The organism is Streptomyces sp. NPDC050423 (genome assembly GCF_040655445.1).
In the GTDB taxonomy this organism is placed as follows: Bacteria; Actinomycetota; Actinomycetes; order Streptomycetales; family Streptomycetaceae; genus Streptomyces.
Genome location: NZ_JBFAJY010000047.1, coordinates 24,586 through 45,422, shown reverse-complemented (window position 1 = coordinate 45,422; position 20,837 = coordinate 24,586). Strand labels below are relative to the sequence as shown.

21 protein-coding genes and 4 pseudogenes are annotated in these 20,837 nt (G+C 69.9%); 9 read left to right on the top strand and 16 right to left on the bottom strand.

Going from position 1 to position 20,837, the window contains the following annotated elements; genetic code table 11:
• Nucleotides 1-1,136 precede the first annotated feature (1,136 nt).
• The gene (locus AB0I52_RS28480) at nucleotides 1,137-2,240 is read left to right on the top strand and encodes a hypothetical protein (RefSeq protein ID WP_363077348.1); all 1,104 of its coding nucleotides are present in this window, start codon (nucleotides 1,137-1,139) and stop codon (nucleotides 2,238-2,240) included.
• Nucleotides 2,241-2,588: 348 nt separating this feature from the next.
• Here the strand turns inward: AB0I52_RS28480 and AB0I52_RS28475 are convergent, their stop codons facing one another.
• The gene (locus tag AB0I52_RS28475; RefSeq protein WP_363077346.1) at nucleotides 2,589-2,801 is read right to left on the bottom strand and encodes a hypothetical protein; all 213 of its coding nucleotides are present in this window, start codon (nucleotides 2,799-2,801) and stop codon (nucleotides 2,589-2,591) included.
• Here AB0I52_RS28475 and AB0I52_RS28470 point away from each other — a divergent pair.
• Nucleotides 2,800-3,300 carry a hypothetical protein gene (locus AB0I52_RS28470; protein ID WP_363077344.1) on the top strand — a complete coding sequence of 167 codons (501 nt, stop codon included), beginning with the start codon at nucleotides 2,800-2,802 and terminating at the stop codon, nucleotides 3,298-3,300. The genes AB0I52_RS28475 and AB0I52_RS28470 overlap by 2 nt on opposite strands.
• A 34-nt stretch (nucleotides 3,301-3,334) precedes the next feature.
• On the opposite strand, the pseudogene AB0I52_RS28465 reads toward AB0I52_RS28470, so the two are convergent.
• From AB0I52_RS28465 to AB0I52_RS28450, 4 genes and pseudogenes are all read right to left on the bottom strand, one after another.
• Nucleotides 3,335-3,580 (bottom strand): annotated as a pseudogene (locus AB0I52_RS28465) (GNAT family protein); the annotation flags it as partial.
• Between the two features lie 49 nt (nucleotides 3,581-3,629).
• Entirely contained in the window at nucleotides 3,630-3,824 is a 195-nt protein-coding gene (locus AB0I52_RS28460) for a hypothetical protein (RefSeq protein WP_363077342.1), read from the bottom strand.
• 245 nt (nucleotides 3,825-4,069) lie between these two features.
• On the bottom strand, nucleotides 4,070-4,639 hold the full coding sequence (locus AB0I52_RS28455; protein ID WP_363077340.1) for an SMI1/KNR4 family protein: 570 nt from the start codon (nucleotides 4,637-4,639) through the stop codon (nucleotides 4,070-4,072).
• Between the two features lie 72 nt (nucleotides 4,640-4,711).
• Entirely contained in the window at nucleotides 4,712-5,308 is a 597-nt protein-coding gene (locus AB0I52_RS28450) for a helix-turn-helix domain-containing protein (protein WP_363077338.1), read from the bottom strand.
• Between the two features lie 89 nt (nucleotides 5,309-5,397).
• On the opposite strand from AB0I52_RS28450, the gene AB0I52_RS28445 reads away from it, so the two are divergent.
• On the top strand, nucleotides 5,398-5,823 hold the full coding sequence (locus AB0I52_RS28445) for a nuclear transport factor 2 family protein (protein WP_363077336.1): 426 nt from the start codon (nucleotides 5,398-5,400) through the stop codon (nucleotides 5,821-5,823).
• Nucleotides 5,820-6,674, top strand: a complete 855-nt coding sequence (locus AB0I52_RS28440; protein ID WP_363077334.1) for an NAD(P)H-binding protein — start codon at nucleotides 5,820-5,822, stop codon at nucleotides 6,672-6,674. The genes AB0I52_RS28445 and AB0I52_RS28440 overlap by 4 nt, the downstream gene beginning before the upstream one ends.
• Before the next feature lie 9 nt (nucleotides 6,675-6,683).
• Here AB0I52_RS28440 and AB0I52_RS28435 read toward each other — a convergent pair.
• From AB0I52_RS28435 to AB0I52_RS28420, 4 genes and pseudogenes are all read right to left on the bottom strand, one after another.
• Nucleotides 6,684-7,475: pseudogene (locus AB0I52_RS28435) on the bottom strand (serine/threonine-protein kinase); the annotation flags it as partial.
• Between the two features lie 99 nt (nucleotides 7,476-7,574).
• Nucleotides 7,575-8,234, bottom strand: a pseudogene (locus tag AB0I52_RS28430) (SPFH domain-containing protein); the annotation flags it as partial.
• Between the two features lie 229 nt (nucleotides 8,235-8,463).
• Nucleotides 8,464-9,102 carry a zinc ribbon domain-containing protein gene (locus AB0I52_RS28425; RefSeq protein WP_363077332.1) on the bottom strand — a complete coding sequence of 213 codons (639 nt, stop codon included), beginning with the start codon at nucleotides 9,100-9,102 and terminating at the stop codon, nucleotides 8,464-8,466.
• A 103-nt stretch (nucleotides 9,103-9,205) separates the two neighbouring features.
• Nucleotides 9,206-9,745: a TetR/AcrR family transcriptional regulator gene (locus AB0I52_RS28420; protein ID WP_363077330.1), complete on the bottom strand. Its 540-nt coding sequence runs from the start codon at nucleotides 9,743-9,745 to the stop codon at nucleotides 9,206-9,208.
• Between the two features lie 269 nt (nucleotides 9,746-10,014).
• On the opposite strand from AB0I52_RS28420, the gene AB0I52_RS28415 reads away from it, so the two are divergent.
• Nucleotides 10,015-11,697: a cellulase family glycosylhydrolase gene (locus tag AB0I52_RS28415; protein WP_363077328.1), complete on the top strand. Its 1,683-nt coding sequence runs from the start codon at nucleotides 10,015-10,017 to the stop codon at nucleotides 11,695-11,697.
• Between the two features lie 166 nt (nucleotides 11,698-11,863).
• Nucleotides 11,864-12,112 (top strand): annotated as a pseudogene (locus AB0I52_RS28410) (alpha/beta fold hydrolase); the annotation flags it as partial.
• A 70-nt stretch (nucleotides 12,113-12,182) separates the two neighbouring features.
• Here the strand turns inward: AB0I52_RS28410 and AB0I52_RS28405 are convergent.
• From AB0I52_RS28405 to AB0I52_RS28390, 4 genes are all read right to left on the bottom strand, one after another.
• A complete protein-coding gene (locus AB0I52_RS28405) occupies nucleotides 12,183-14,153 on the bottom strand; it encodes a protein kinase (RefSeq protein WP_363077326.1) in 1,971 nt (656 codons plus the stop codon).
• 126 nt (nucleotides 14,154-14,279) lie between these two features.
• Complete coding sequence (locus AB0I52_RS28400) at nucleotides 14,280-14,900, bottom strand: dihydrofolate reductase family protein (RefSeq protein WP_363077382.1); 621 nt, start codon at nucleotides 14,898-14,900, stop codon at nucleotides 14,280-14,282.
• 233 nt (nucleotides 14,901-15,133) lie between these two features.
• Nucleotides 15,134-15,517 carry a hypothetical protein gene (locus AB0I52_RS28395; RefSeq protein WP_363077324.1) on the bottom strand — a complete coding sequence of 128 codons (384 nt, stop codon included), beginning with the start codon at nucleotides 15,515-15,517 and terminating at the stop codon, nucleotides 15,134-15,136.
• A 173-nt stretch (nucleotides 15,518-15,690) separates the two neighbouring features.
• Nucleotides 15,691-16,317: a hypothetical protein gene (locus AB0I52_RS28390; RefSeq protein ID WP_363077322.1), complete on the bottom strand. Its 627-nt coding sequence runs from the start codon at nucleotides 16,315-16,317 to the stop codon at nucleotides 15,691-15,693.
• A 178-nt stretch (nucleotides 16,318-16,495) separates the two neighbouring features.
• On the opposite strand from AB0I52_RS28390, the gene AB0I52_RS28385 reads away from it, so the two are divergent.
• A complete protein-coding gene (locus AB0I52_RS28385; protein ID WP_363077320.1) occupies nucleotides 16,496-17,242 on the top strand; it encodes a DUF1838 family protein in 747 nt (248 codons plus the stop codon).
• A gap of 192 nt (nucleotides 17,243-17,434) precedes the next feature.
• On the opposite strand, the gene AB0I52_RS28380 is transcribed toward AB0I52_RS28385, so the two are convergent.
• Nucleotides 17,435-18,364, bottom strand: a complete 930-nt coding sequence (locus AB0I52_RS28380) for an acetamidase/formamidase family protein (RefSeq protein ID WP_363077317.1) — start codon at nucleotides 18,362-18,364, stop codon at nucleotides 17,435-17,437.
• A 291-nt stretch (nucleotides 18,365-18,655) separates the two neighbouring features.
• On the opposite strand from AB0I52_RS28380, the gene AB0I52_RS28375 reads away from it, so the two are divergent.
• Nucleotides 18,656-18,883, top strand: a complete 228-nt coding sequence (locus tag AB0I52_RS28375) for a hypothetical protein (protein WP_363077315.1) — start codon at nucleotides 18,656-18,658, stop codon at nucleotides 18,881-18,883.
• A gap of 33 nt (nucleotides 18,884-18,916) precedes the next feature.
• Here the strand turns inward: AB0I52_RS28375 and AB0I52_RS28370 are convergent, their stop codons facing one another.
• Nucleotides 18,917-19,504, bottom strand: a complete 588-nt coding sequence (locus AB0I52_RS28370; RefSeq protein ID WP_363077313.1) for a helix-turn-helix domain-containing protein — start codon at nucleotides 19,502-19,504, stop codon at nucleotides 18,917-18,919.
• An 86-nt stretch (nucleotides 19,505-19,590) separates the two neighbouring features.
• On the opposite strand from AB0I52_RS28370, the gene def reads away from it, so the two are divergent.
• On the top strand, nucleotides 19,591-20,250 hold the full coding sequence (def, locus tag AB0I52_RS28365) for a peptide deformylase (RefSeq protein ID WP_363077311.1): 660 nt from the start codon (nucleotides 19,591-19,593) through the stop codon (nucleotides 20,248-20,250).
• Nucleotides 20,251-20,284: 34 nt separating this feature from the next.
• Here the strand turns inward: def and AB0I52_RS28360 are convergent, their stop codons facing one another.
• Entirely contained in the window at nucleotides 20,285-20,827 is a 543-nt protein-coding gene (locus AB0I52_RS28360) for a hypothetical protein (protein ID WP_363077309.1), read from the bottom strand.
• Nucleotides 20,828-20,837 lie beyond the last annotated feature (10 nt).

The following is a 20,837-nucleotide window of genomic DNA, read 5'->3' as shown; positions in this document are numbered from 1 at the left end:
CGCGCGCTACTGACGCTTCCGTAATGATCCGCAGGCACCCTCATGCGCCCCAAGGAAGCCGGTGACCGGTGTTGCCCGCCCCGGGGGGCCGGAGGGCTACGCAGCAGCCCTGGCGGCAAGCGAAGGCCTAAGGGCGGCTCTTGCGGGGCTGGGCCTCCCCGAACGCAGCTACCGCAGCATCCAGCCGGTGATGACTTCCACCGGCAGGCCGTACGTCTACGTTGGAATCTTGAACGCAGCGGCCGTCGAGGCGCTCACTGCGGTACTGCAGCGTGAACCCACCAGTGTGAGCCGCCCTGACGAGACGGCCACTATTTCAAACGCCCGACCGCCTCAGCAATCGCAGCGGGATGATGTGGCACACCCCCTCCACGCCAACACCCCCAAGCGGACGTCAGCCGGCCAGGGCGTGCGCCCCTCACCGCCACTCGACGCCACATACCCGCCCTCCATCCCGCAATACAGCTGCTCACGGAGGGAAGAACGTCCGGGGCCGGTAGAGCAGTAGTCCGCTGCGGATCGTCTACACGCCTGGAGTGGCGCGCCCTCGTCCAGGGCGAACCGCGAGCCAAGCCCTGATGGTGCTCTCCCGCCAGGCGGGAGAGCGGCCGAACTGATTGTCGGGGAGAGGGAAATCCGCGGGCCTGACGCGTAGATCTTCGGTCACGCGCTTGCGGGTGCGTTTGAGGTACAGGCGGACGGTGGCTGCCGTAATTCCCGCAACTTCCGCGACACCCCCGGTGTCGAGCAGTCGCTCGGATGGCGTGTCCATCTCTCCCCTTTACCCATGTCGTGGAGGCAAGGATACCGAGAGGTCGGCGGACGAAAGAAGCTCCGCCCCTGTCGTATCTTCTTGATTCGCCACATGTTTGACCCCGTCATGGGATCATATTTGGGTCTGAACCCTTCCATGCCCCACCCGTCTGCCATACGTCCCGCCATGTGCCCGGCGCTTCTGCCGTGGCCTGCCCTCCCTCCATTCCAGGACTGTGATGCGTCGTGTTCTCGACGCGGCCCCGTGCCGCGTCTCTCAGCCATGCCCGGTTCCGGATTGGCGGCCCGTCCCTGGCCCGTTGCAGGAGGCGGACGCGACGAGCGCCCGGCATGCGCAGCCCCGGGCGTGGTTGCGAGCTGTGGTGTCGCTGGTCGAGGAGGCCGGGCTCCATCCGAGGACCGGGCAGGCGACGATACGCATCGCACGAGACCTGGCCGGGCGGATGGATTACACCGCGGGCACCGTTCTGTACGACCTCGACGGAACGGCCGCGCGCTGCTCTCTGTCGAGGGCAACGGTCAAGCGTCACGTCGGATATCTGCGGGAGTTGGGGGCGCTGGTCTGGGTGCGGCACGGGTCGCGACGCAATCTGCGGCTTCCGGGGCGTCCATACGCGGGTACGGCCACGATCTACGCGGCCACCATCCCGTACGTCTACGACCGGGCGCACGGCAACCGGATCGAGGGTCAGGGGTTCGGGGCCCGGGTGGTCGGGGTGTCGGTGCCGCTCGTGCACACCTCAGCGGCGGACGGTTCTCGCTGTCGGACGCGTGAGCCCCAATCTCTCACTGCCCGCCCACGCAAATCTGTAGCTGAGGCAGACGAGAAGTGTAGAGACACCCCGCGCAGGCACGCGAGGGCACGGACCATCTCCCGCCCCGAACACTCGACGCCAAGAAGCCCGCTACAGGTCGCCGCCGACATCCGGATCGCCGCTCAGGTCCGGCCGCACGTCCCTTGGACCCAAGGCGAGGGGCTGCGTCGACTCGCTTACGCGCTGCGGCCGTTGATCGACCAGGGCCTCGCTGCCCACGACATCGCCGCCGAGCTGACCTCTTGGTGGATCAACTGGCGTCCCGCGCGGCCCGCCGCGTACATCTCCGCGCAGCTCCGTAACCGGACTGCTGTCGCTCCGTCCGAATCCCTATTGGCCGAGGCTGCCCACCCGCACACCGCTGAGCCCACCGGTAATCCCGCGTGGCAGGAATGGCTACGACAACGCGCCACGGCAACGGAGTTCCGCGAACCGCAGCGCACCGACCACGACCGCCGCCACGCCCGCCTTTACAGCTGGGACCGATGGGCGGAGATCGCCGACCACTACGCCACAGACCCCGACGACGCCCTGGACCTCTACGGCACCCGCCTGTGCGGCTACGCGGCCAAACGCGCTTCGGCCGCCACCGGCGACCTCATCGAGGTCGAACAACGCCGGCTCGACACCTACGAGCGCCCTCCCGCGTGAGCGGAGGGGCGACGCTCGTCCGGTACGGCGCTCCACCCCTGCGTCGGAGCCGACGCCCGGAGCACCAGGGGCTGGCGCCCAGGGCACCAGCGAAACCAAAGCGTCATCACGAAATATCGAGACTAGGCACACAGGATCCCCATATAAGTCTTAAGATCTCACCCGTCCGGCGCTCTGGGTGACTCACACCTCACGACCGGCGTGCATCCACGGCGCACCAGCAGACGTGGGACGGCAGCAATGATCGAGAACAGGAATCAGGGGCGGCATGTCTCTTCGGGATGCTCCGAGATCTTCGATATCCAACGGTGCCCAGGGCATGAAGAACGGAAGAAAGGCGCGCCGGGCCTACGGAGCCCTGGTGGTCGGGCTCATGGCCCTCTCCGTCAGCATCTCAGCGTGCTCCGGTGGGGACCAGGGCACGTCTTCGGCTGCGGCGAGCACATCGACTTCACCTTCCCTCACGGCCTCGGCCTCCCCTTCGGCCACGGTGTCGACGTCCCCGTCCGCCAGCGCTTCGACGTCCACGGCCGCGACCCCCTCGAAGAAGCCAGTCGTCATGGAGACGGTGAGCGACTACGCCGGGTGGAACCTCCGGAAGGCCGTGGCAGACGCTCGCGGACACCACGTCACGTCCGTGTCCTACGCCGATGCGAGCGAGCTGCGGCGTTCCGTGGTGCACACCTCCAACTGGAAGGTGTGCTCGCAGAGCCCATCCCTCGGCACCGACAGCACGCCCACCAAGCTCGCATTCAAAATCGTGGAGACAGGCGAGTCATGCGCGCACCCGCCGCGCTCCTCGTCCAGTGGTACGTCCAATAGTGGCGGGTCGTCGTCCAGTGGCAGCAGCGGAAGCGGCGGCGCCAGCTCGGGTGGAAGTACGTCGGCGGGCGGCAGCAACGCCACGACGCAGCTGTGCAGTATCCGGTCCAACGCCGGGAACTGCTACCACGCCGGACAGTTCTGCCGGAAGGCCGACGTCGGGGCGACGACCACGGACGCCGCCGGGCGAAAGATCGCGTGCGGCTTCGAAGCCGGCGCGAACCGGTGGCATTACTGAGTACGCCTGCAACGCGCCGGGCACGCACTTCGTCGCGCACCGACGGCCGCTGGTGCGTCGCCCAGCGCGCGGCGGCGGTGATGCGGAGCAGCACCGCGTCGTGGTAGCGACCGGCGAAGAACTGGTGCGGACGAGGTTGCCCCTCCCGCGAATCCCAGCCTGCGACAGAGTGCGAGGGAGGCGTCGTTGATGCGTAGACCTCGATCTCGCATTTGTAGTGGTGCTGCTCGGCGAACATGTAGGTGAGGACCAGTTCTGTTGCCTCGGCCGCATAGCCCTTGCAGCCGCTGTCCGCCGTGCGTGTCACCTGCGGCTCACTGCGGCACGTCCTAGTAGTGCGATGCCACCACGATGTAATAGCACGCGATAACCACGGCTATGCCGACAACTGCCGAGGCGACCAGCGCGCAGCCAAGCGACCCCGTCGCGGCGGCGATCGTCGCCCAGCCAAATCGCGTCGCGCGCTCGGCCCGCCGGACCGCGTCTTGGTACTCACTGTCGTCGTACCAGTCTCTGTCAGTCATTGCTCCCCCTCGACCGGAACCTACAGTCCGGTCATCGGCCTGGAATCCGAGGGTGCCGCTACTTCTGCCGTTCAAAGCGCTTCGCCGCGGCAGCATCTGCGTCGGGCGGCGCCCCGTGGACGTTCGATGCCTCGCAGCCGGGTGCAACTGAGTTGGCTCCGGGCGGTGTTGCTCCCAGATGGGGCGCGCTGCATGGAATCCAGTCATCGACGTACTGGGGGGACGAGAGTTGCAGTTGCCCCTGCTCAGCCGGCCTCCACGTACTCCCCGTCCACCACCGTGCAGTCCTCCAGCTCCTCAAGCCTGTCGTTCAGGTAGCCGATGAAGTCGGGTGCCGTGGGGCCACTCGGGCCCGTCTCGTGGTCCATGTCGATGATCTGGCCGACGGTTCCGTCGGGACCCGGTGACAGGTCCAGGGCGGAGCCGTTTCCGCTGCCGTCCGCGTCCAGCGACAACCAACCGGTGTTCCGCCAGCCGGTCTTGAGCGCCTGGGCGTTCTCGTCGTTCGCGTTGAAGTCCGCCAAGTCGTCGAAGGTGCCGTCCGCGAGTAGGTCCCGCCAGACCGTCGTCTCGCGGATTATCCCGGCGCAGGACAGCAGTTGGCCTGCCGGCCAGCCGCTCTCCATCGACCCGTTGTGTCTCCGGAGCGACAGCGTGACCGCCTCGGGCAATGAGACACCCAGCTCCGTCTCGACCGCCGTTATGTCCTCCGCGGTGGCCGGGGGCAGCAGGAAGTGGGCGGCGTCGCGCTCGACGTACCACTCCTCGATCCGTGCCCAGATCGACGAATCGGTTTCGGGGGCCTGTTCGGACATGGGAGTTCTCCTGATGTGGTGTGACGGTTCGGTCGGTCATTCATCGAGCCGTGGTTCGGGACGCCGTGGCGTTCAGGCCTGCGCCACCGCAGGGGAATCCAGCACCCTCGCGGTGAAGGCTGCCAGTTGGGCACGCATTCCCTCGCGGGTCGTGCGCTGTTGACCGACGAGGTGTTCGACCAGGTCGGCGCGGACGGCGGCCAGCAGGGCGTGGGCGGTGAAGTCGGCGTCGTCGAGTCCGGCGATCTGCTCCAGTGCGGCCCGGAGCGTGTGGTGCCACAGCTCGTAGTGCTCCGCCTCGTACGGGCTGTCGCGGCCGGTTCCCTCCAGCGCCAGTGCCAGGTGCCGGTTGTCGAGCTTGAAGCACAGGACGGCATCGAGGACAGCGGGTACGCGCTGGAGCGGTGGGGTGGTGGGCCCCAGGGGCGGCGCGCCTTCCTCGGTCGCCAGCCTGACCGGTGCGAGCCGCGCTTCGTACAGCGCGTGGATGAGGCCGGTTCGGTCACCGAAGCCGCGGAAGAGGGTCGCCTTCCCGACGCCTGCCGCTGCCGCGATGTCGGCCATGGTGACCGCCTCGGGACTCTCACAGCGGGCGAAGAGCGTGTCGGCAGCCGCAAGCACGGCCTCCCGGTTGCGAGCGGCGTCCACCCGCGGCTTGCGGTCGGTCATCGTTCCTCCGTTTTACAAAGCGGACCACAGGTCCGTATCGTGGAAGCGAAACGGACCGTCGGTCCGTATCGTACGGGACGGAGTCACCCATGAGCGCGAATCCCACACCTGTGGACCTGTACCGCCGCGGCCTGCGACTGCTGCTGGAGAAGGACATCCCCGCCTGGATCGACCTGTGGGCCGAGGGCGGGACCCTCGAATTCCCCTTCGCACCGGAAGGCTGGCCGAAGCGGCTGGAGGGCAGGGCGGCCGTCGCCGAGTACATGCGCGACTACCCCGACCACATCGACCTCCACGACTTCCCCTACGTCGAGATCCACCAGACCCTCGCCCCGGAGACCATCGTGGTCGAGATGCGAGGGGTGGGCCGCCTCGTGGACAGCGACAGCCCCTTCGACATGTCGTACATCGCCGTCGTCACCGTCGAGGACGGCCTCATCACCCACTACCGCGACTACTGGAACCCGCTCGCCCTCCAGGACCCCGCCACCCACTTCGCCGGGAGCAACCGATGACGGATTCAGCGAAGTTCACCCTGGTCGTCGGGGCCACCGGAACCACCGGCAGCCGCGTCGCCGCACGGCTGGTCTCCGCCGGCGTGCGGGTGAAAGCCGCCAGTCGGCGTGCCACTCCCGTGGACGGGGCCCGCCCCGTGCGGTTCGACTGGGACGACCCCTCGTCCTACGCGGGCGCCCTCGACGGAACGGACCGGGTCTACCTCATTCCGCCGCTGGGATCGTCGGACCCGGCAGCCGTCATGCTGCCCTTCCTCCGGCAGGCCCGGAGCGCGGGAGTCCGGCGCGCGGTGCTGCTCAGCTCGTCGGCGATCCCCGCCGGCGGCCCCGCCGTGGGGCAGGTGCACCAGGCGCTGCCCGGCCTCTTCCCCGAGTGGGCGGTCCTGCGGCCCTCGTGGTTCATGCAGAACTTCACCGGCGACCACGCCCACGCCCGCACCATCGAAGCGGACGGCACCATCCGCACCGCAACCGGTGAGGGCCGTGTCGGGTTCGTCGACGCCGACGACATCGCCACCGTCGCCGTACACGCGCTGACCGGGACACCCGCCCCGAACACCGACCTGATCATCACCGGTCCCGAAGCGCTGAGCTACGGCGACATCGCCGCCATCGCCTCCCGGGTCACCGGCCGGACCATCACCCACCACCAGCTGACGTACGAGCAGATGCGCGACCGCCTGGCCGCCGACATCCCCGCCGAGTTCGCCGCGATGCTCGCCGGGATGGACCGCGCCATCGCCGAGGGCGCGGAGGACCGCACCACCGACACGGTCCTGCGTCTCACCGGCCGCCCGGCACACAGCTTCCGGGCCTTCGCGGAACGGGAGATGGGCGGGCTGCCCAGCTGACAGCCTGACTCAGCGGGCAGTCGGAGCGTTGTGGAAGTCGACCATGGTCCGGACGGGGGGAGGCAGCCAGTCTTCGGACTTCTGGCGGATCCGCGTGAGCCGTTCCAGAACCTGAGTGCAGTTCGGGCGATGGGCAGGATCGTGCTTGAGGCAGCGGGTGATGACATCGACGAGGGTCGATGGCAGCAGTTCCAGTACCGATTCAAGGGTTTCGCCGTCCGGGAAGGGAACGGCGCCGGCAGCGTGGCACAGCACCATGCCGTAGGCGTAGAGGTCGCTGGCAGGTGTGGGTGCCTGCCCCGCGAGTTGCTCCGGGGCGAGGAAACCCTGCGTGCCCACGACGAAGTCGGTCCGGGTGAGCGAGGTGCTGTCCAGGGCTCGCGCGATGCCGAAGTCGATGACGCGTGGGCCCGCGGTGGAGACGATGATGTTGCTCGGCTTGAGGTCCCGGTGGATGATGCCGCAGGAGTGGATTCCCTCAAGGGCCTCGGCGATACCGAGAGCGAGAGAGTTCAGGGTTCTCGGCGGCATCGCGCCGTGCTGCCTGAGAACATCGTGCAGCGAGGGGCCGGGAATGTACTCGGTGACCAGCCAGGGGTTCTCGCCTTCCGCGTCCGCGTCGACCACGGCCGCGGTGTGGAAGCCGCCCACACGACGTGCGGCCTCGATCTCGCGGGTGAATCGCTGCCGGAACGTCGGATCGGACGCGAACTCGGCGTGGATGACTTTGACTGCGACCATCCGCTCGCCCGGGGACCGGCCGAGGAAGACCGTTCCCATTCCTCCCCGGCCCAGCCTCGCCACGAGGTCGTAGCGGCCGATTCGGCGGGGGTCCTCCTCCCGTAGCGGCTGGTGGCCGGGAGGCCGAGCCGACGGGGCGGGCAACGGTTGTGCCGTACGAGCCGCCTCCGCCCTGCCGGCGAGGATCGCCGCCACGTCCCGTTCCGTCTCCGCCTTCATCACCGCCTCCGCCCGGGTCGCCTCGGCGCGCAGGATGGCCGCCTTCTTGTCGAAGTCCGCGCGCATCTGCCCCTCCATCGATTCCTGGATGGGGATGGGCAGCTCGATCGACTTGAGTTCGAGGCGGTGGACCTGGATGCCCCACTTGCCGGTGTCCTCTTCGAGGACTCTGCGCAGAGCGGCGGCGATCTCGTCGCGGGAGGCGACCACCTTCGCCAGGCTCATGCCGCTGATGACGGTGCGGAGAGTCACGATGAGGAGGTACTCCATGGCGTTGGTGTAGCTCGCGACCTCGTACGTCGCCGCCCGAACGTCAGTGACGGTGAAATAGATGACGGTGTCGATGTTGACGACCAGACTGTCCTGCGTCGTCATCGGCTGCGGTGGGAAGGGAATGACCTGTTGACGGCGGTCGATCCGGTTACGGACGGAGTCGATGAACGGAAGGACGATGTGCAGGCCCTGGTCGAGGGTGCGGTCGTACCGGCCGAGACGCTCCACGACGGCGCTGCTGGACTCCGGGATGAGGTGAATGGCTTTGATCAGGGCTGCGACCACGAGCAGCCCCAGCACGATCGCACTGATGATCAACGCTTCCACGGTTGGCCCCTGCCCTCGTTCATCCCCTGCGCCCCGCCGGGCGCTCTCCCGGTCGGAGTCTCCCAGAATCCGCTTCACGGGGGTCAGTGAGTCGGGTAAGTGGCCCGCAATCATTGGCTTGTTGAGCGGAGACAGCCGGCGCGGCCCCTCATACAGGCCGGTGACGGCTCCACCGGGCGGCCGGCAGGCAGGGGCCGGCTCGCCCGGTGGACAACGAAGCCGGGAACCCTCAGCTCAGGCCGTTTCCGCAGCCACAACAGAACCTGGACGCGGCCGGGTTGACGGTGGAGCAGGAGGCGCACGTCTTCTCCTGCCGCAGCGAGGAGCCGCACTCGCCGCAGAAACTCCCGCCGAGCGCCTGCGCCCCGCAGGACGGGCATCGAGGCTGCGCCTGCTGACCGACGTTGAGGCCCTGCGTGAGGTTCGTGGTCTGGAGCTGGTCCGCGATCTGGCGGCGCCTGGCCTCGGCCTGGAGCTGGGCGATCTCCTCCGTGGCGATGGGGGAGCAGCGGGCGCACTGGCCGACCTGGCCGTTCCAGCAGATCTCTCCGCAGACCCAGTCGCCGCACCCTCGGCACTGGTTGAAGCGGTCGGCTATCTCGTTGACGGCCGTGCGCATCGCCTTGTCCTTGGCGGCGGAGTTCGTCCCGCGGTCCAGCAACCGGTCGGCGGCGTTGCTGATGTTGGAGAGCGACCCGCCGAAGAGGCTGCTCACACCGCGCACGAGGTTCTGGCCGGTTTCACGGAGGTCACGCTCGAAGGCGGACCGGTAGCCGTTGCCGCAGCGCTCGCAGTGGAACTCGAACTGGTAGCCCTGGGTGTTGGAGAGGTCGCGGATGTTATCGGTGAACGGAACGGCTTCAGACACGTCTTGTTCCCATTTCTACTTCTACTCTCTGTCTCGATCAACGGGTCGACCCGTCGTCGGCCTCGGCGTCGGCCCCGGCGTCGACGTCGTAACGGGCCGCTGGTCAGGAGCCGAGGACCAGCTCCGTGAGCGGTTCGAAGCCGTGCCGGGCGGCATAGCGGGGACCTTCCATGAGCAGCAGCGTGTTGATCAGCATCCCGCGGCCCATGAATCCGGCGATCTCCGGTTCCGTCGCGCCCGACGAAACCAGGAGCTGGTGGATCTCGCCGAACAGGCGTCGCGATTCCTCCCCGATCACCGGTTCGCCGGCGGCTGCGGAGAACGCGTGCGCGAAGACGAGCACGGCGGGCCCCTGTCGCAGGACGAGTTCCCGGTAGGCCGATCCAATGCGGGACGGGTCGAAACCCCCGTCCGCGAGACCGGTACGGAAGGCACGCAGGACCTTCTCGCCCGAGAACCGGTGGGTCAGCACGAAGAGGTTCCGTTTCGAACGGAACGCCTGCATCACGTAAGGCTGCGACACCCCCATCTCAGCAGCCACTTCGGCCGTCGAGGTCCCGAAGTAACCACGCCTCGCGAACGCGCGCTCCGCTGCCGCGAGGAGCTCGTCCGAGCGTGCCGGCAACCGCGCCGCATCGCTCACGCCGTCACCCACCCTGTCTCTCACATTGGCTGAAATATTATCAGGCGATAAGTGCGGACGCATGGCTCGCGAGCCACCGGATGAGACCCCCGCGAACCCCCCAGCGCCGACCGTCGCCACCCGGCGGTCACCGCCAACCCTGCCCGCTCTCTTGACGTGCCCCTGACCGAATGGCTTCATGGGAGCGCGCAAATATGGGAGCGCTCCCATGAAGCCATGGAACGTCTGTCGATGCTCAGCTCTTGATCCGTCCACCCTCTGGAGCCGCAGTGAGAACAGCAAGAAGCACGGCTGAGAACCCAGCGCGCAGGACTCCCGTCACCACCGTTCTGACCGTCCTGGCCACCCTCCTCGGGCTGATCGCCCTCGGCGGTCTCGCCCCGGCACAGGCCGCCACCGCCCCCACGCCCGCCGCCGCCACCGGTCTCCACATCAGCGACGGCCGGCTGCTCGAAGGCAACGGGAACGACTTCGTCATGCGCGGGGTCAACCACGCCCACGCCTGGTACCCGAGCGAGACCCAGTCGCTCGCCGACATCAAGGCGACCGGCGCCAACACCGTGCGCGTCGTCCTCTCCGACGGATTCCGCTGGAGCAGGAACAGCCCGGAGGACGTCGCCGCCGTCATCGCCCAGTGCAAGGCCAACCGGCTCATCTGCGTCCTGGAGGTGCACGACACCACCGGCTACGGAGAGGACTCCGCAGCCGGAACGCTCGATCACGCCGCCGACTACTGGATCAGCCTGAAGGACGTCCTCGCCGGCCAGGAGGACTACGTCGTCATCAACATCGGCAACGAGCCCTGGGGCAACACCGATCCGGCCGGCTGGACCGCTCCCACCACCGCCGCGATCCAGAAGCTGCGCGCCGCCGGATTCGCCCACACGATCATGGTGGACGCGCCCAACTGGGGGCAGGACTGGGAAAACGTCATGCGTGACAACGCGCAGGCGATCTACGACGCCGACTCCACCGGCAACCTGATCTTCTCGATCCACATGTACAGCGTCTACAACACCGCCGAGAAGGTCACCGACTATCTGAACGCCTTCGTGGACGCCGGACTCCCCCTGGTCATCGGTGAGTTCGGCGGTCCCGCCGATCAGTACGGCGATCCGGACGAGGACACCATGATGGCCACCGCCGAGCAGCTCGAGCTCGGTTACATCGCCTGGTCGTGGAGCGGCAACACCGACCCGGTCCTCGACCTGACGATCGGCTTCGACCCCACGCGGCTCAGCCCCTGGGGTGAGCGCATCTTCCACGGCGCCGACGGCATCGCCCAGACCTCCCGCGAGGCCACCGTCTACGGCGGCGCCCCGGAGGACGACACCGAGGCCCCGACCGCCCCCGGCGCTCCGGCCGCCTCCGCCGTGACGGCCACCTCCGCGACCCTCAGCTGGGCCGCCGCCACCGACAACGCCGCCGTCACCGGCTACGACGTCGTCCGCGTCAGCGGTGGCTCGGAGAGCAACGTCGCCTCGACCACCACCAACTCCGTCACCGTGACCGGCCTCAGCGCCGACACCACGTACACCTTCGCCGTCTACGCCCGCGACGCGGCCGGGAACCGTTCGGTGCGCTCGGCCACGGTCGGCGTCACCACGGAGGCGGGCGGCACAACGCCGGGTGTCGGCTGCTCCGTCGGATACCACGTCGTCGGCGAGTGGCCCGACGGTTTCCAGGCCGAGATCACCATCCGCAACACCGGCACCACCGCCATCGACGGCTGGACGCTCGGGTTCTCCTTCGCCAACGGCCAGACCGTCACCAACATGTGGGGCGGAACCCCCACCCAGACCGGCGGTTCGGTGAGCGTCGCCCCCGCCTCGTACACCTCTACGATCGCCGCCGACGGATCGGTCACGGTCGGGTTCACCGGCAGCCAGAACGGTACGAACACGGCACCGACCGCGTTCACCCTCAGCGGCGCCACCTGCACCGCGGCCTGACGCGGCCTCCTGACACGGCCGCCTCACTCCGCGTCACAGCAGCACAGCAGTAAGCAGCACAGCGCCGACCGGCCGGGCCACCGCCCCGTGCCGGTCGGCGCGCGAAACCTGCTGGCACTCCCCCGGCGCTCCTGATCCACTGGCCCTTCACATCCCGGAGGCCCGTATGTCCTGGTCCGAGCGCACGGTGATGCGGGACGGTGTCCGGCTCGTCTGCCGGGACCGGGGCGGGCCGGGACAGCCCGTCATCCGGCTGCACGGCCTGGCCGGCCACGCCGGTGAATGGGACACGGTGGCCCGGTCCTTGAGCCCCGGACTCCGGATCGTCGCGGTCGACCAGCGCGGGCACGGCGCCGCCGAGCGTCATCCGCAGGACGTCTCCCGCGCCGCCTACGTCTCCGACGTCGTCGCCGTGGCGGTGTGGGCGCCCAGCGGGAGCTGCACACCCCGATCCGCGGGTTCCTGGACGCGGTGATCGACCGCGCTCACTGAGGGACCTTGCCGCACCAGGTCTCCGCCCAGGCGGAGGCGCCGTACTTATTGGCCGCGCGCACCGAGACGCAGATCTCGTCGTCGGAGTACGGGCCCTTGATCGTGTAGTTGGTGCCGCTCGTGGAGTAGATGGTGTCGACGTTCTTCTTGGTGAAGACGCTGCCCTTGTTGGTGTAGTGGACGTCGTACCGAGTCGCTCGGGACACCGGTGACCAGCTCACGTTGAGCGGCATGTCGCATGCCCCGACACAGGAGTTGGTGTAGCGGAGCTCGTAGCCCTTCATGGCCGGCGGCGGGGAGCCGGTGGACGAGCCGCCCGAGTCGGACGAGCCTCCACCGCTGCTGCCCGAGGAGCCCGTGGACGAGCCGCTGGAGCCGGAGGCGTCACCTGTCTTCGAGCCCGAGGTGCCCGACGTGCCCGAGGAACCCGACGAGCCCGAGGACGAGCTGCCGGAGGCGGACGAGCCGCCTGTCTTCGCGCCCGCGGAGTCCCCGGAATCGGACGCCGCGTCGCCGCGGCCGGCTGAGGCCCCGCCGGACTTCTCCTGCTTCTCGCCCCCCTGCTCCGTGGCTCCGCTCTTGCCGCCTCCGCCGCCCTTGTCGTCCTTGCCCTTCCCTTGCGCGGACGGCGAACCGCCTTGCCCACCCGGTGAGTTGCTGCCTCCAGAGGTGGGGCTCACGCTGCTGCCCGGCGTCTGGGCGTGCACCCCGTCACTGCCGCCGCTCCAGGGCTGGAGGACGGCCACCGTGCCTCCCCCGGCGGCGAGTACGACGAAGACGGGCACCGCGATGATGGTCCGGCGACGGCGGGGACGTTTGTCGGGTCCCGCCTTCGTCTCGGGGCCCGCGTCGGCCGCCGGGACGACGGCGTCCGGCTCGGCGGCACGGACGACGGCGCCCGGCTCGGCCGACTGGACCACGGCGCCCGGCTCGGCCTGCGGGCGCAGGCCGACGGTCGCCCGGTCCGCAGGCCCCTCACGCAGTGGCTGTACCTCGGCGTCGAGCAGCCTGGCGGTCTGCCGGGCGATGTGGGTGAGTACGTCGGGCGGCAGCCATGCCCGTCCGGCCGCCACCGGCCCGACCCGGCCGGGGTCCGCCAGCAGTTCGTCCACACTGGGGCGCTGCTCGACGTCCTTGGTCAGGCACCGCGCGATGAGCGAGCGGAGGGCGGGATTCCCGACCGCCTCCAGGTCCGGTTCCTCCTGCACGATCCGGTACATGACGGCGTGCTGGTTGGTGGCCCCCTGCCCGAACGGCAGCCTCCCCGTCGCCGCGTACGTGAGCACGCACCCGACGGTGAACACGTCGCTCTTGGGCACGGCGCCGTCCCCGCGCAACTGCTCCGGTGCCATGAAGCCGGGCGACCCGATGATCATTCCCGTACTGGTCAGCAGCGCCTCGACGGAGGTCTCCATGGCCCGCGCGATCCCGAAGTCGATGACCTTGGTCCCGTCCGCGGTCAGCATGACGTTCGAGGGCTTCAGGTCGCGGTGCACGATCCCCGCGTCATGGATGTCCTTCAGGGCACGCAGCAGCCCGTCCGCGAGGGTGTGCAGCGCCGAGGCGGGCAACGGCCCGTGCCGCCGTACGACTTGCTCCAGCGAGAGGCCCGGCACATACCCGGTCGCCACCCACGGCGGGTCCTCGTCGGGCCCGGAGTCCAGCACCGGCGCGGTGTACCGCTCGGAGACCCGCCCCGCCGCCTCGATCTCCCGCCGGAACCGTGCCCTGAACCGCTCGTCGGACACGTGCTCCTCGTGGACCACCTTCATGGCCACGGTGCGCCCGCTGTCCGATCGGGCGAGGAACACCCGCCCCATGCCCCCGGCGCCGAGCCGGCCGAGCAGCAGGTACGGCCCGATACGCGCCGGGTCGAAGGCGGTAAGCGGTTTGAGGCCCCCGTCGACGTAGTCTTCCGGCCCGCTGCGGCCGTCCCCGTCCCCGTCCCCGTTGGCACCGCTCATGCTGATACGCCTCCCCGAACTCATATCAACTGATTGCCAGTTGGCCATCAGTTCAATGACGTTGAGAATAGGCGCATGGAGGTTCCGGCGAAGTCGAGGACGTGGGTGGGCGGCCGGACGGTTCTGTCAGTCGGTGACGGAGATTGTCACGGATGTGGTGGCGCATTCGTACGTCAGGAACAGTGCCCCGCTGTCCAGGACCTTGTGATCCGTGAGCGTCCAGCTCAACGGGTCGAACGTGGCCCGGTCGGAGAAGAGCGGGATGCCCGCGCCGAGGGTCACCGGGCTCAGCTTGACGATCAGCGTGTCGATCTCGGAGTACAGCGCGCCCGCCAGCTCTCCCCCGCCGACCAGCCAGATGTCCTTGCCCTCCTCCTGCTTCAGCTCCCTGACCCGCGCCACCGGGTCGCCGGACACGATCTCCACCTCGGTGTCCGGGCTCTCGCCCAGCGTCCGGGAGAACACGATGTGCCGCAGATGCGGGTAGGCGTCGGCCAGGCCGGCCCTGAGGCCGATCTCGTAGGACCTGCGCCCTTCGACGACCGTGTCGAAGTGCGTGCCCTGCGCCGAGATGGACAGCGCGGTACGGGCGGGGCCGGGCAGGGTCTCCGGGTACTCGGCGATCAGGTGCCCGATGTAGTCCTCCGGGACCGGCCAGAATCCGTCCGGTCCGCTGGGGTCGTCGCCGTCCGGACCGGCTATGAAGCCGTCCAGGGTGGAGGCGATGAAGTACACGAGCTTGCGCACGGAGGGCCTTTCGTCCACGTCGGCCGCCACGGGGTGGGCGGTCCTCGGCCGCCAGGATCAAACAGACTCGTCCAGCACGCAACGGGAAACCCGGCTTACACGCGCTCCCCTCCCCCTGCGGCCCCCGCACTCGGTTCGAACGTCCGTTCAGGCGCACGTCGACCGTCTGCACGACCTGCTCAAGGCGCCCTGACGCTCTGAAGCCCGGCGGGCGGGTACGGCACGGAGCGCCGTCAGCAGTGCGGAAGGCCGGGCGCCGGGTCCACGTTGGTGAAGACGCGGGACGCGGGGATGTAGCCGTAGTTCCCGCTGTCGTCGCCGTTGGTGTAGTACCAGACGTTGTTGTCGCCGCTGTGCTTCTCGCCGCGCACGTAGCACTTGAACCAGCTGTACGTGGTGCTCAGGGTGTCGACCTGGAGGACGCGGTTGCCACAGGTGGGCGACGGCTCGAAACAGGAGTGGTTCAGCAGTGCGGACGGGGCGTAGTTGCCGCAGTTCATGCCCGAACTGCCCCCGGAGCAGGTGTCGGCGTGGGCCGCCGGGGCTCCGAGGACGAGTGTTCCGGCGATCAGTGCGGAGCCTGCGGCGAGTCGGCTGGGGTTCTTGAGCGTGAGCATGGTGTCCCCCGTTTGCTCGGGTCGGTCAGTGATTGCGTCAACCCTGAAGCCGTGGCCACGCCCCCCGGCCGTAATTTCGACGAGCACGCAATGAGAGCGACGGGTTCCGGACGACGGCAGACCGCCCCCGGCCAAGCCCAGTCCAGCCGGGGCGGGCCGGGCCGGGCCGGGCCCTACAGTCTGCGCGCTGCGATCTTCTCCCCATGGGATCCACGGACGACGAGGTTCTGGGCCTTCCCGTCCCCGTCGTCCCCGTCCCACCACTCGACGAACTCGGCCGACATCTCCTCGGCGTCGAACCTGTCGGCAGCGCTGGGCCGGTAGTCCGTCGTCAGCTCGACGTCGAAGTCGAGCCCTGGAGTCCCCAGTTCCACGACCGTGATCGCGCTGACGTGGGTCGCGAGCGCGCGATCGTCCTCGTCCCCGAGCCATTCCAGGAATTCGGGAAGGAGGCCCTTCTCCCGCGTCCTCACGGTCACCGGGCCGTCAGGCGGGTCCTCGGCGCGCTCGCTCACCCCGTCCAGGCATCCCCCGACCCAGGCCCCCCGGTCCGCCTCGGCCGGCGGCCCCGCGTCGAGGGCCCGTCGCGTGCAGCCGCCCCATACGACTTCGGCGATCGACGCCCCCTTGCCGCTCGACTCCCGCACGGCCCGGCCCTTCTCGTACCCACCCGCGTAGGCGTCCCGTGCCGTCTGCTTCTCGTTCCTGACCGGCGCCGGCACCGTGCAGGACGACACGGTCGCGGCCGCGAGCACGCAGCAGGACAGGGCGAGACACCACAGGCGACGCGATGAATGCACAGTTCCCAGTCCTCTCCCGGTGCACTTCCGGTCTTCCGCCGGCCTTCTGCCGGTCTCTGATACAGATGGCGGGGAGAGCGGATCGGTGCCAGGACGGCGCGGCCTTCTCTTGCGAATCTCATCGGGGACCGCGGTGTTTCCCGCCCGGCCGGGGCAACGGCCGCGCAGAGTAGTGCGTATGACGACACCCGCAGAGCTGCTCCGCTCCTTCGCCCGCACCCGCGCCTCGCTCGACGGCGAGGAGGTCACGTACTGGTGGTCCGGAGACGTGTACGCCTGGTCCCCCGACGAGCCCTACCAGCGCGTCTTCGGCTTCGAGGGGCTCAACGTCGCCCGCCTGGTCCAGGATTCCGAAGCCGGACCGGACGCCTACCAACTGCTCACCCGCGAGGCCGCCTTCTACCTGGACCCCGCGAGCCGCGAGATCCTGGAGACCTGGCAGGACCTGCCGGTGGTGCACGTCTGGAACGACCCGGCGAACCAGAAGTGGCGCCCCTTTCCGATCCCGACGACCGAGCTCGGCGGCCAGGTCTGCTTCAGCCTGGAGATCCCGCTCGCCTACCCCTCGCCGCTGCCGGTGGCCCAGTACCCCGTCCACTCGTCCGGTGACACCTACAAGGCCCTGGAGCTCTTCCAGTTCTTCGCCGGCCGCGCCGACCTGGCCGGCCCGGCACCCAGCGTCCCGGCCACCATGTCGTGGACCCGGATGTCCCCGTGGCTCCCGTGGATGGCCCGCGGCCAACGGCCCGGCGGCCTCACCTTCCACTGCCGGGGCCGCAAGCTCGGCTCGTACACCGAGGTCCCCGGGCGGACCCGTGCCTACATCCGCGACCACCACCCGGAGTTCGCACGGGCCCCGGAGAAGTGGAGCGAGCCGAACGAGACCAGCTGGACGTACTTCCGCAGGCTCAACCCGCCCGCGTAGCCGCCGCGCCGCCCCCGGGCCCCGGGCCGGGTGGGCGGACCCGGGCGTGGAGGTGTACGTCGTGTACGGGGCATCTGGCCCTTCTGACGTACCAGAGCCACTCGCCCCAGGACTCGCCCAGCACGTACATGACAGTGGACGTGACCGTCCGGCGCAACGCGGCCGGATGACCGGGCGGGCGCGGGTCCATGCCTACGCCTGCTCCCCGTTCAGCAGTGCACGCTCCACATGGGCCGTGACCACCCAGTTCGGCGCGTCCACGATCTCGGAGATCCTCAGGTCGGCCGCCACGCTCGCCAGCAGGTACGCGTCCTGCGGAACGAGCCCCGTACGGGCCGAGATCTCGTCGATCAGCGCGCGGACGGCGTCCTTGGCCGCCTCCATCAGGTCCGGCCCGATGCCCGTCGTGGCCAGGGCCGCGCCGGCACGGGCGCTGACCGGGTCCGTCTCGATGACCGGGGTGCGGGGCGCCGCGCCCTTGCGGACGTCCACCCGCAGCCGCACCGTCGCCCGCGTCTCGATGCCCGTGCCGCAGACCTCGCCGTCACCCATCGCCGCGTGCGCGTCGCCCGCCGAGAGCAGGGCGCCCGCGACCCCGACGGGCAGGATGAGCCGGGCGCCGGGGCCGATGTGGCGGATGTCCATGTTGCCGCCCCAGCGGCGGGGCGGGATGACCGAGTGCGGTCCGGGCTCGGGCGGGGCGACGCCGATCGTCCCGATCATCGGCACCACCGGGATCCGCAGGCCGGGCAGCAGGTCGGCGTATCCGCCGGCGATCGCCGAGACGCGCAGGTACGGGTCGGGGAAGTCGTCGGCGAGCAATCCGAACCCGGGCAGGCAGGCCGTCCAGCCCCACTCCCCGACCTGTACGTCGAGGATGTCGACGACCAGCGCGTCACCGGGCTCTGCCCCGGTCACGTACAGGGGGCCGGTGACGGGGTTGAGGGTGGCGAAATCGAGCTCTTCGAGGTCCGCGGAGGTCGAACCGGCGGTGAGCTGGCCGCCGCTCGCGTCCTGGAACTCCAGGACCGCTTCGTCACCGGGGGCGAGCGTGGCGACGGGCTTGAACGTCCGGTCCCAGGCGTGATGCACCTGTCCGCGGTGGATGCTGAAGTCACTCATGAACGGCGGGGCCTCCAGGTCGAGTTCAGCGCGGTGCGGGAAGGGCGGTGCGCTGGGTGCGGTGCGGTGCGGTGCCGATCCTGGCGCGGCCGTGCGGGTTGCACAACACAGTCGGTTTCGGGGCGGTCCGTCCGGGGCGTGACCCACATGGCCGACAGCGAACCGATTCGGCGGTTCCCGTATGGGTGAGGCGTACAGCGTGCGAGTGAATCCGTGGTCCGGCGCGGTCGGTGCCGGGCCGGACCCGGGTCGGAACGATCTTGACCCGTTCCGCCCGACCTCGAATGAACCGTGCGACAGGCGGTCGCCCTGCTCGACCCGCCGAGCCGGGAGTGCGTCACCCTGCCCGGACTGGCCGGCCCGGAGACCTCGGACCCGGCCGACACGCCCTGGAACAACACCGGTTCCACCGCGACGGTCTTCACCGGCCCGGACTGCGACGGCGACCACTACACCCTGCGGCCCGACCGCGGCCACGCCTCCAGCCGGCTGAAGCTCCGGTCGGTCGTCTTCAGCTGATCCGGCTCCGGGGCGCGGCCGTTCACCGTTCCGTCAGGCCGTCGCCGGCCGGCCGGGGCTGTCGGGCAGCAGGGGGAAGAGCCTGGTGACCGCGGCCACGGCCACGGCGTCCGCGGGGCGCGCCCCGGGGTGCTGGTCCCGGTCGCGGTAGCCGGCCATCAAGTGGCGTACGGAGGCGGCGAGTTCGGCTGCCTCTGCCGGAGTGAGGTGGACCACGGCGCTGAAGGACTCGTCCTGCTGCCACTCGGCCGGCGCCTGGTCGCGATGGCTCAGCCAGTGCCGGTAGCTCTCGTCCTCCAGTCCGCGTGCGAGCGCGTCGAACTCCTCCGGCGCCTCCCCGCCCGGCTCACCGGAGGGCTCCCAGCGGAGCCGCCACGGCCGCACCCGGCCGCCCGTGTGCGGCGCCTCCTCGATGAGGCCGTGCGCGGCGAGCTGGCGCAGATGGAAGGAGCAGAGGCCGGAGCTGTGGCCGAGGCGGGCGGCGGCCTCGGTGGACGTCACCGTGCCGGCGTCGGCGAGCAGGTCCAGCAGGGCCACGCGCACGGGGTGGTCCGGGAGCGGTTTACGGGCGCGGTGGGGCAGGGGGCCCGTGGGTGCGGATTGGCGCTTCTCATCGCTCATTTTGCAAAGAGTGCTACTTTGCAAAGCGTTCGGTCAAGCCGGTCGCCCCGGCCGACTCCCTTATGCCCGGAAGGCGTTGGTACTCCATGGCCACTCGGTCCGACGACAGCTCGCAGGACCGCCGGGTACGCGTGCAGGGCGTACCCGTCGACTCGTTCCCCCGGTTCGCGCCGGAGGCCGAACGGGGTGCGGTGCGCCGGATCACCGTCGTCGGGGAGGAGATTCTGCGCCGGCCGTGCCGGGAGGTATCCGAGTTCGGCACCCCGGAGCTCGCGCGGCTGGTCGACGACATGTTCGCCACCAACCAGGTGGCGGAGGGCGCCGGACTCGCAGCCAACCAGGTCGACGTGGACCTGCGGCTGTTCATGTGGGACATCACGGACGAGTGGGGGGTGCGCCATGTCGGGCACATCGCCAATCCCGTCCTGGACGAGGTGGCACCCGAGCAGCGCCGGCTGGTCGAGGAGTCCGAGGGGTGCCTGTCCGTCCCGGGCCCGTACCGCATGGTGCCCCGCCTGGACCGTACGGTCGTGCGCGGCCGGGACAAGGACGGCGGTCCGCTGGTGATCGAGGGCCGCGGCTACTTCGCCCGCTGCCTCCAGCACGAGACGGACCACCTGCGCGGCCACCTCTATCTGGACCGGCTCGGCCGGCGGGAGCGGAAGACGGCCCTGCGCGAGACGGCCGCGTCCCAGGACGAGATGTTCGCCCGGCGTGCCGCGCTGGCCGCGAAGCTGGGCAAGTGACCCCGCGGCCGGGGCCCGGTCGGGGGCTCCCGGGTCAGCGGTAGTCCTCCGGGTGGTCCTGCATCCAGGTGTTGACGCGGTCGCGCGTGCCGGTCAGGTCCTTGAAGTGCTTCTCCAGGTTGGCCGTGGAGGTGTCACCGGCCAGCGTGGTGCGCAGCGCGGCCGTCCACGCCAGGGGCTCCTCGAAGCGGCCGGAACCCCGCTGGTCGGCCTTCATCGACGCGTCCAGGCCGGTCAGTTCCTCGTTCACCCGGCCCAGGAAGTAGGCGCAGTCCCCGGCGCCGGGGGTGCAGGTGTCGTCGAGGGTGGCCTGGAGGCCGGCGAAGGCGTCCCGGACCTTCTCGGCTCCGGGGGGCGGTGCCCCCTGCGCGTCCCCGCCCGCACCCGCCGTCTCCGCGGCGACTTCGGTCGTCCCGGCCCGGTCGGCCGACTCGTGCACCGACGGGGCCCCCTGCGGGACATCGCCCCCGGGGCCCTGCGGCGTGGCCGCCTCGGAGCAGCCCGCCAGGGATGCCACCAGAGCGGCCGCCGCGGCGAGTGCCGCCGCGTTTCTGCGGGTGCGGATACGGACAGACACAGGAGGCCCC

Coding starts and splice junctions, on each gene's coding strand:
- AB0I52_RS28370 (WP_363077313.1), bottom strand. CDS start 19,504: ATGAGCGATGAGAAGCGCCAATCCGCACCCACGGGCCCCCTGCCCCAC.
- AB0I52_RS28395 (WP_363077324.1), bottom strand. CDS start 15,517: ATGCTCACGCTCAAGAACCCCAGCCGACTCGCCGCAGGCTCCGCACTG.
- AB0I52_RS28405 (WP_363077326.1), bottom strand. CDS start 14,153: ATGAGCGGTGCCAACGGGGACGGGGACGGGGACGGCCGCAGCGGGCCG.
- def (WP_363077311.1), top strand. CDS start 19,591: ATGGCCACTCGGTCCGACGACAGCTCGCAGGACCGCCGGGTACGCGTG.
- AB0I52_RS28475 (WP_363077346.1), bottom strand. CDS start 2,801: ATGACGACTGGCTTCTTCGAGGGGGTCGCGGCCGTGGACGTCGAAGCG.
- AB0I52_RS28380 (WP_363077317.1), bottom strand. CDS start 18,364: ATGAGTGACTTCAGCATCCACCGCGGACAGGTGCATCACGCCTGGGAC.
- AB0I52_RS28450 (WP_363077338.1), bottom strand. CDS start 5,308: ATGACCGACCGCAAGCCGCGGGTGGACGCCGCTCGCAACCGGGAGGCC.
- AB0I52_RS28385 (WP_363077320.1), top strand. CDS start 16,496: ATGACGACACCCGCAGAGCTGCTCCGCTCCTTCGCCCGCACCCGCGCC.
- AB0I52_RS28445 (WP_363077336.1), top strand. CDS start 5,398: ATGAGCGCGAATCCCACACCTGTGGACCTGTACCGCCGCGGCCTGCGA.
- AB0I52_RS28470 (WP_363077344.1), top strand. CDS start 2,800: ATGGAGACGGTGAGCGACTACGCCGGGTGGAACCTCCGGAAGGCCGTG.
- AB0I52_RS28440 (WP_363077334.1), top strand. CDS start 5,820: ATGACGGATTCAGCGAAGTTCACCCTGGTCGTCGGGGCCACCGGAACC.
- AB0I52_RS28455 (WP_363077340.1), bottom strand. CDS start 4,639: ATGTCCGAACAGGCCCCCGAAACCGATTCGTCGATCTGGGCACGGATC.
- AB0I52_RS28460 (WP_363077342.1), bottom strand. CDS start 3,824: ATGACTGACAGAGACTGGTACGACGACAGTGAGTACCAAGACGCGGTC.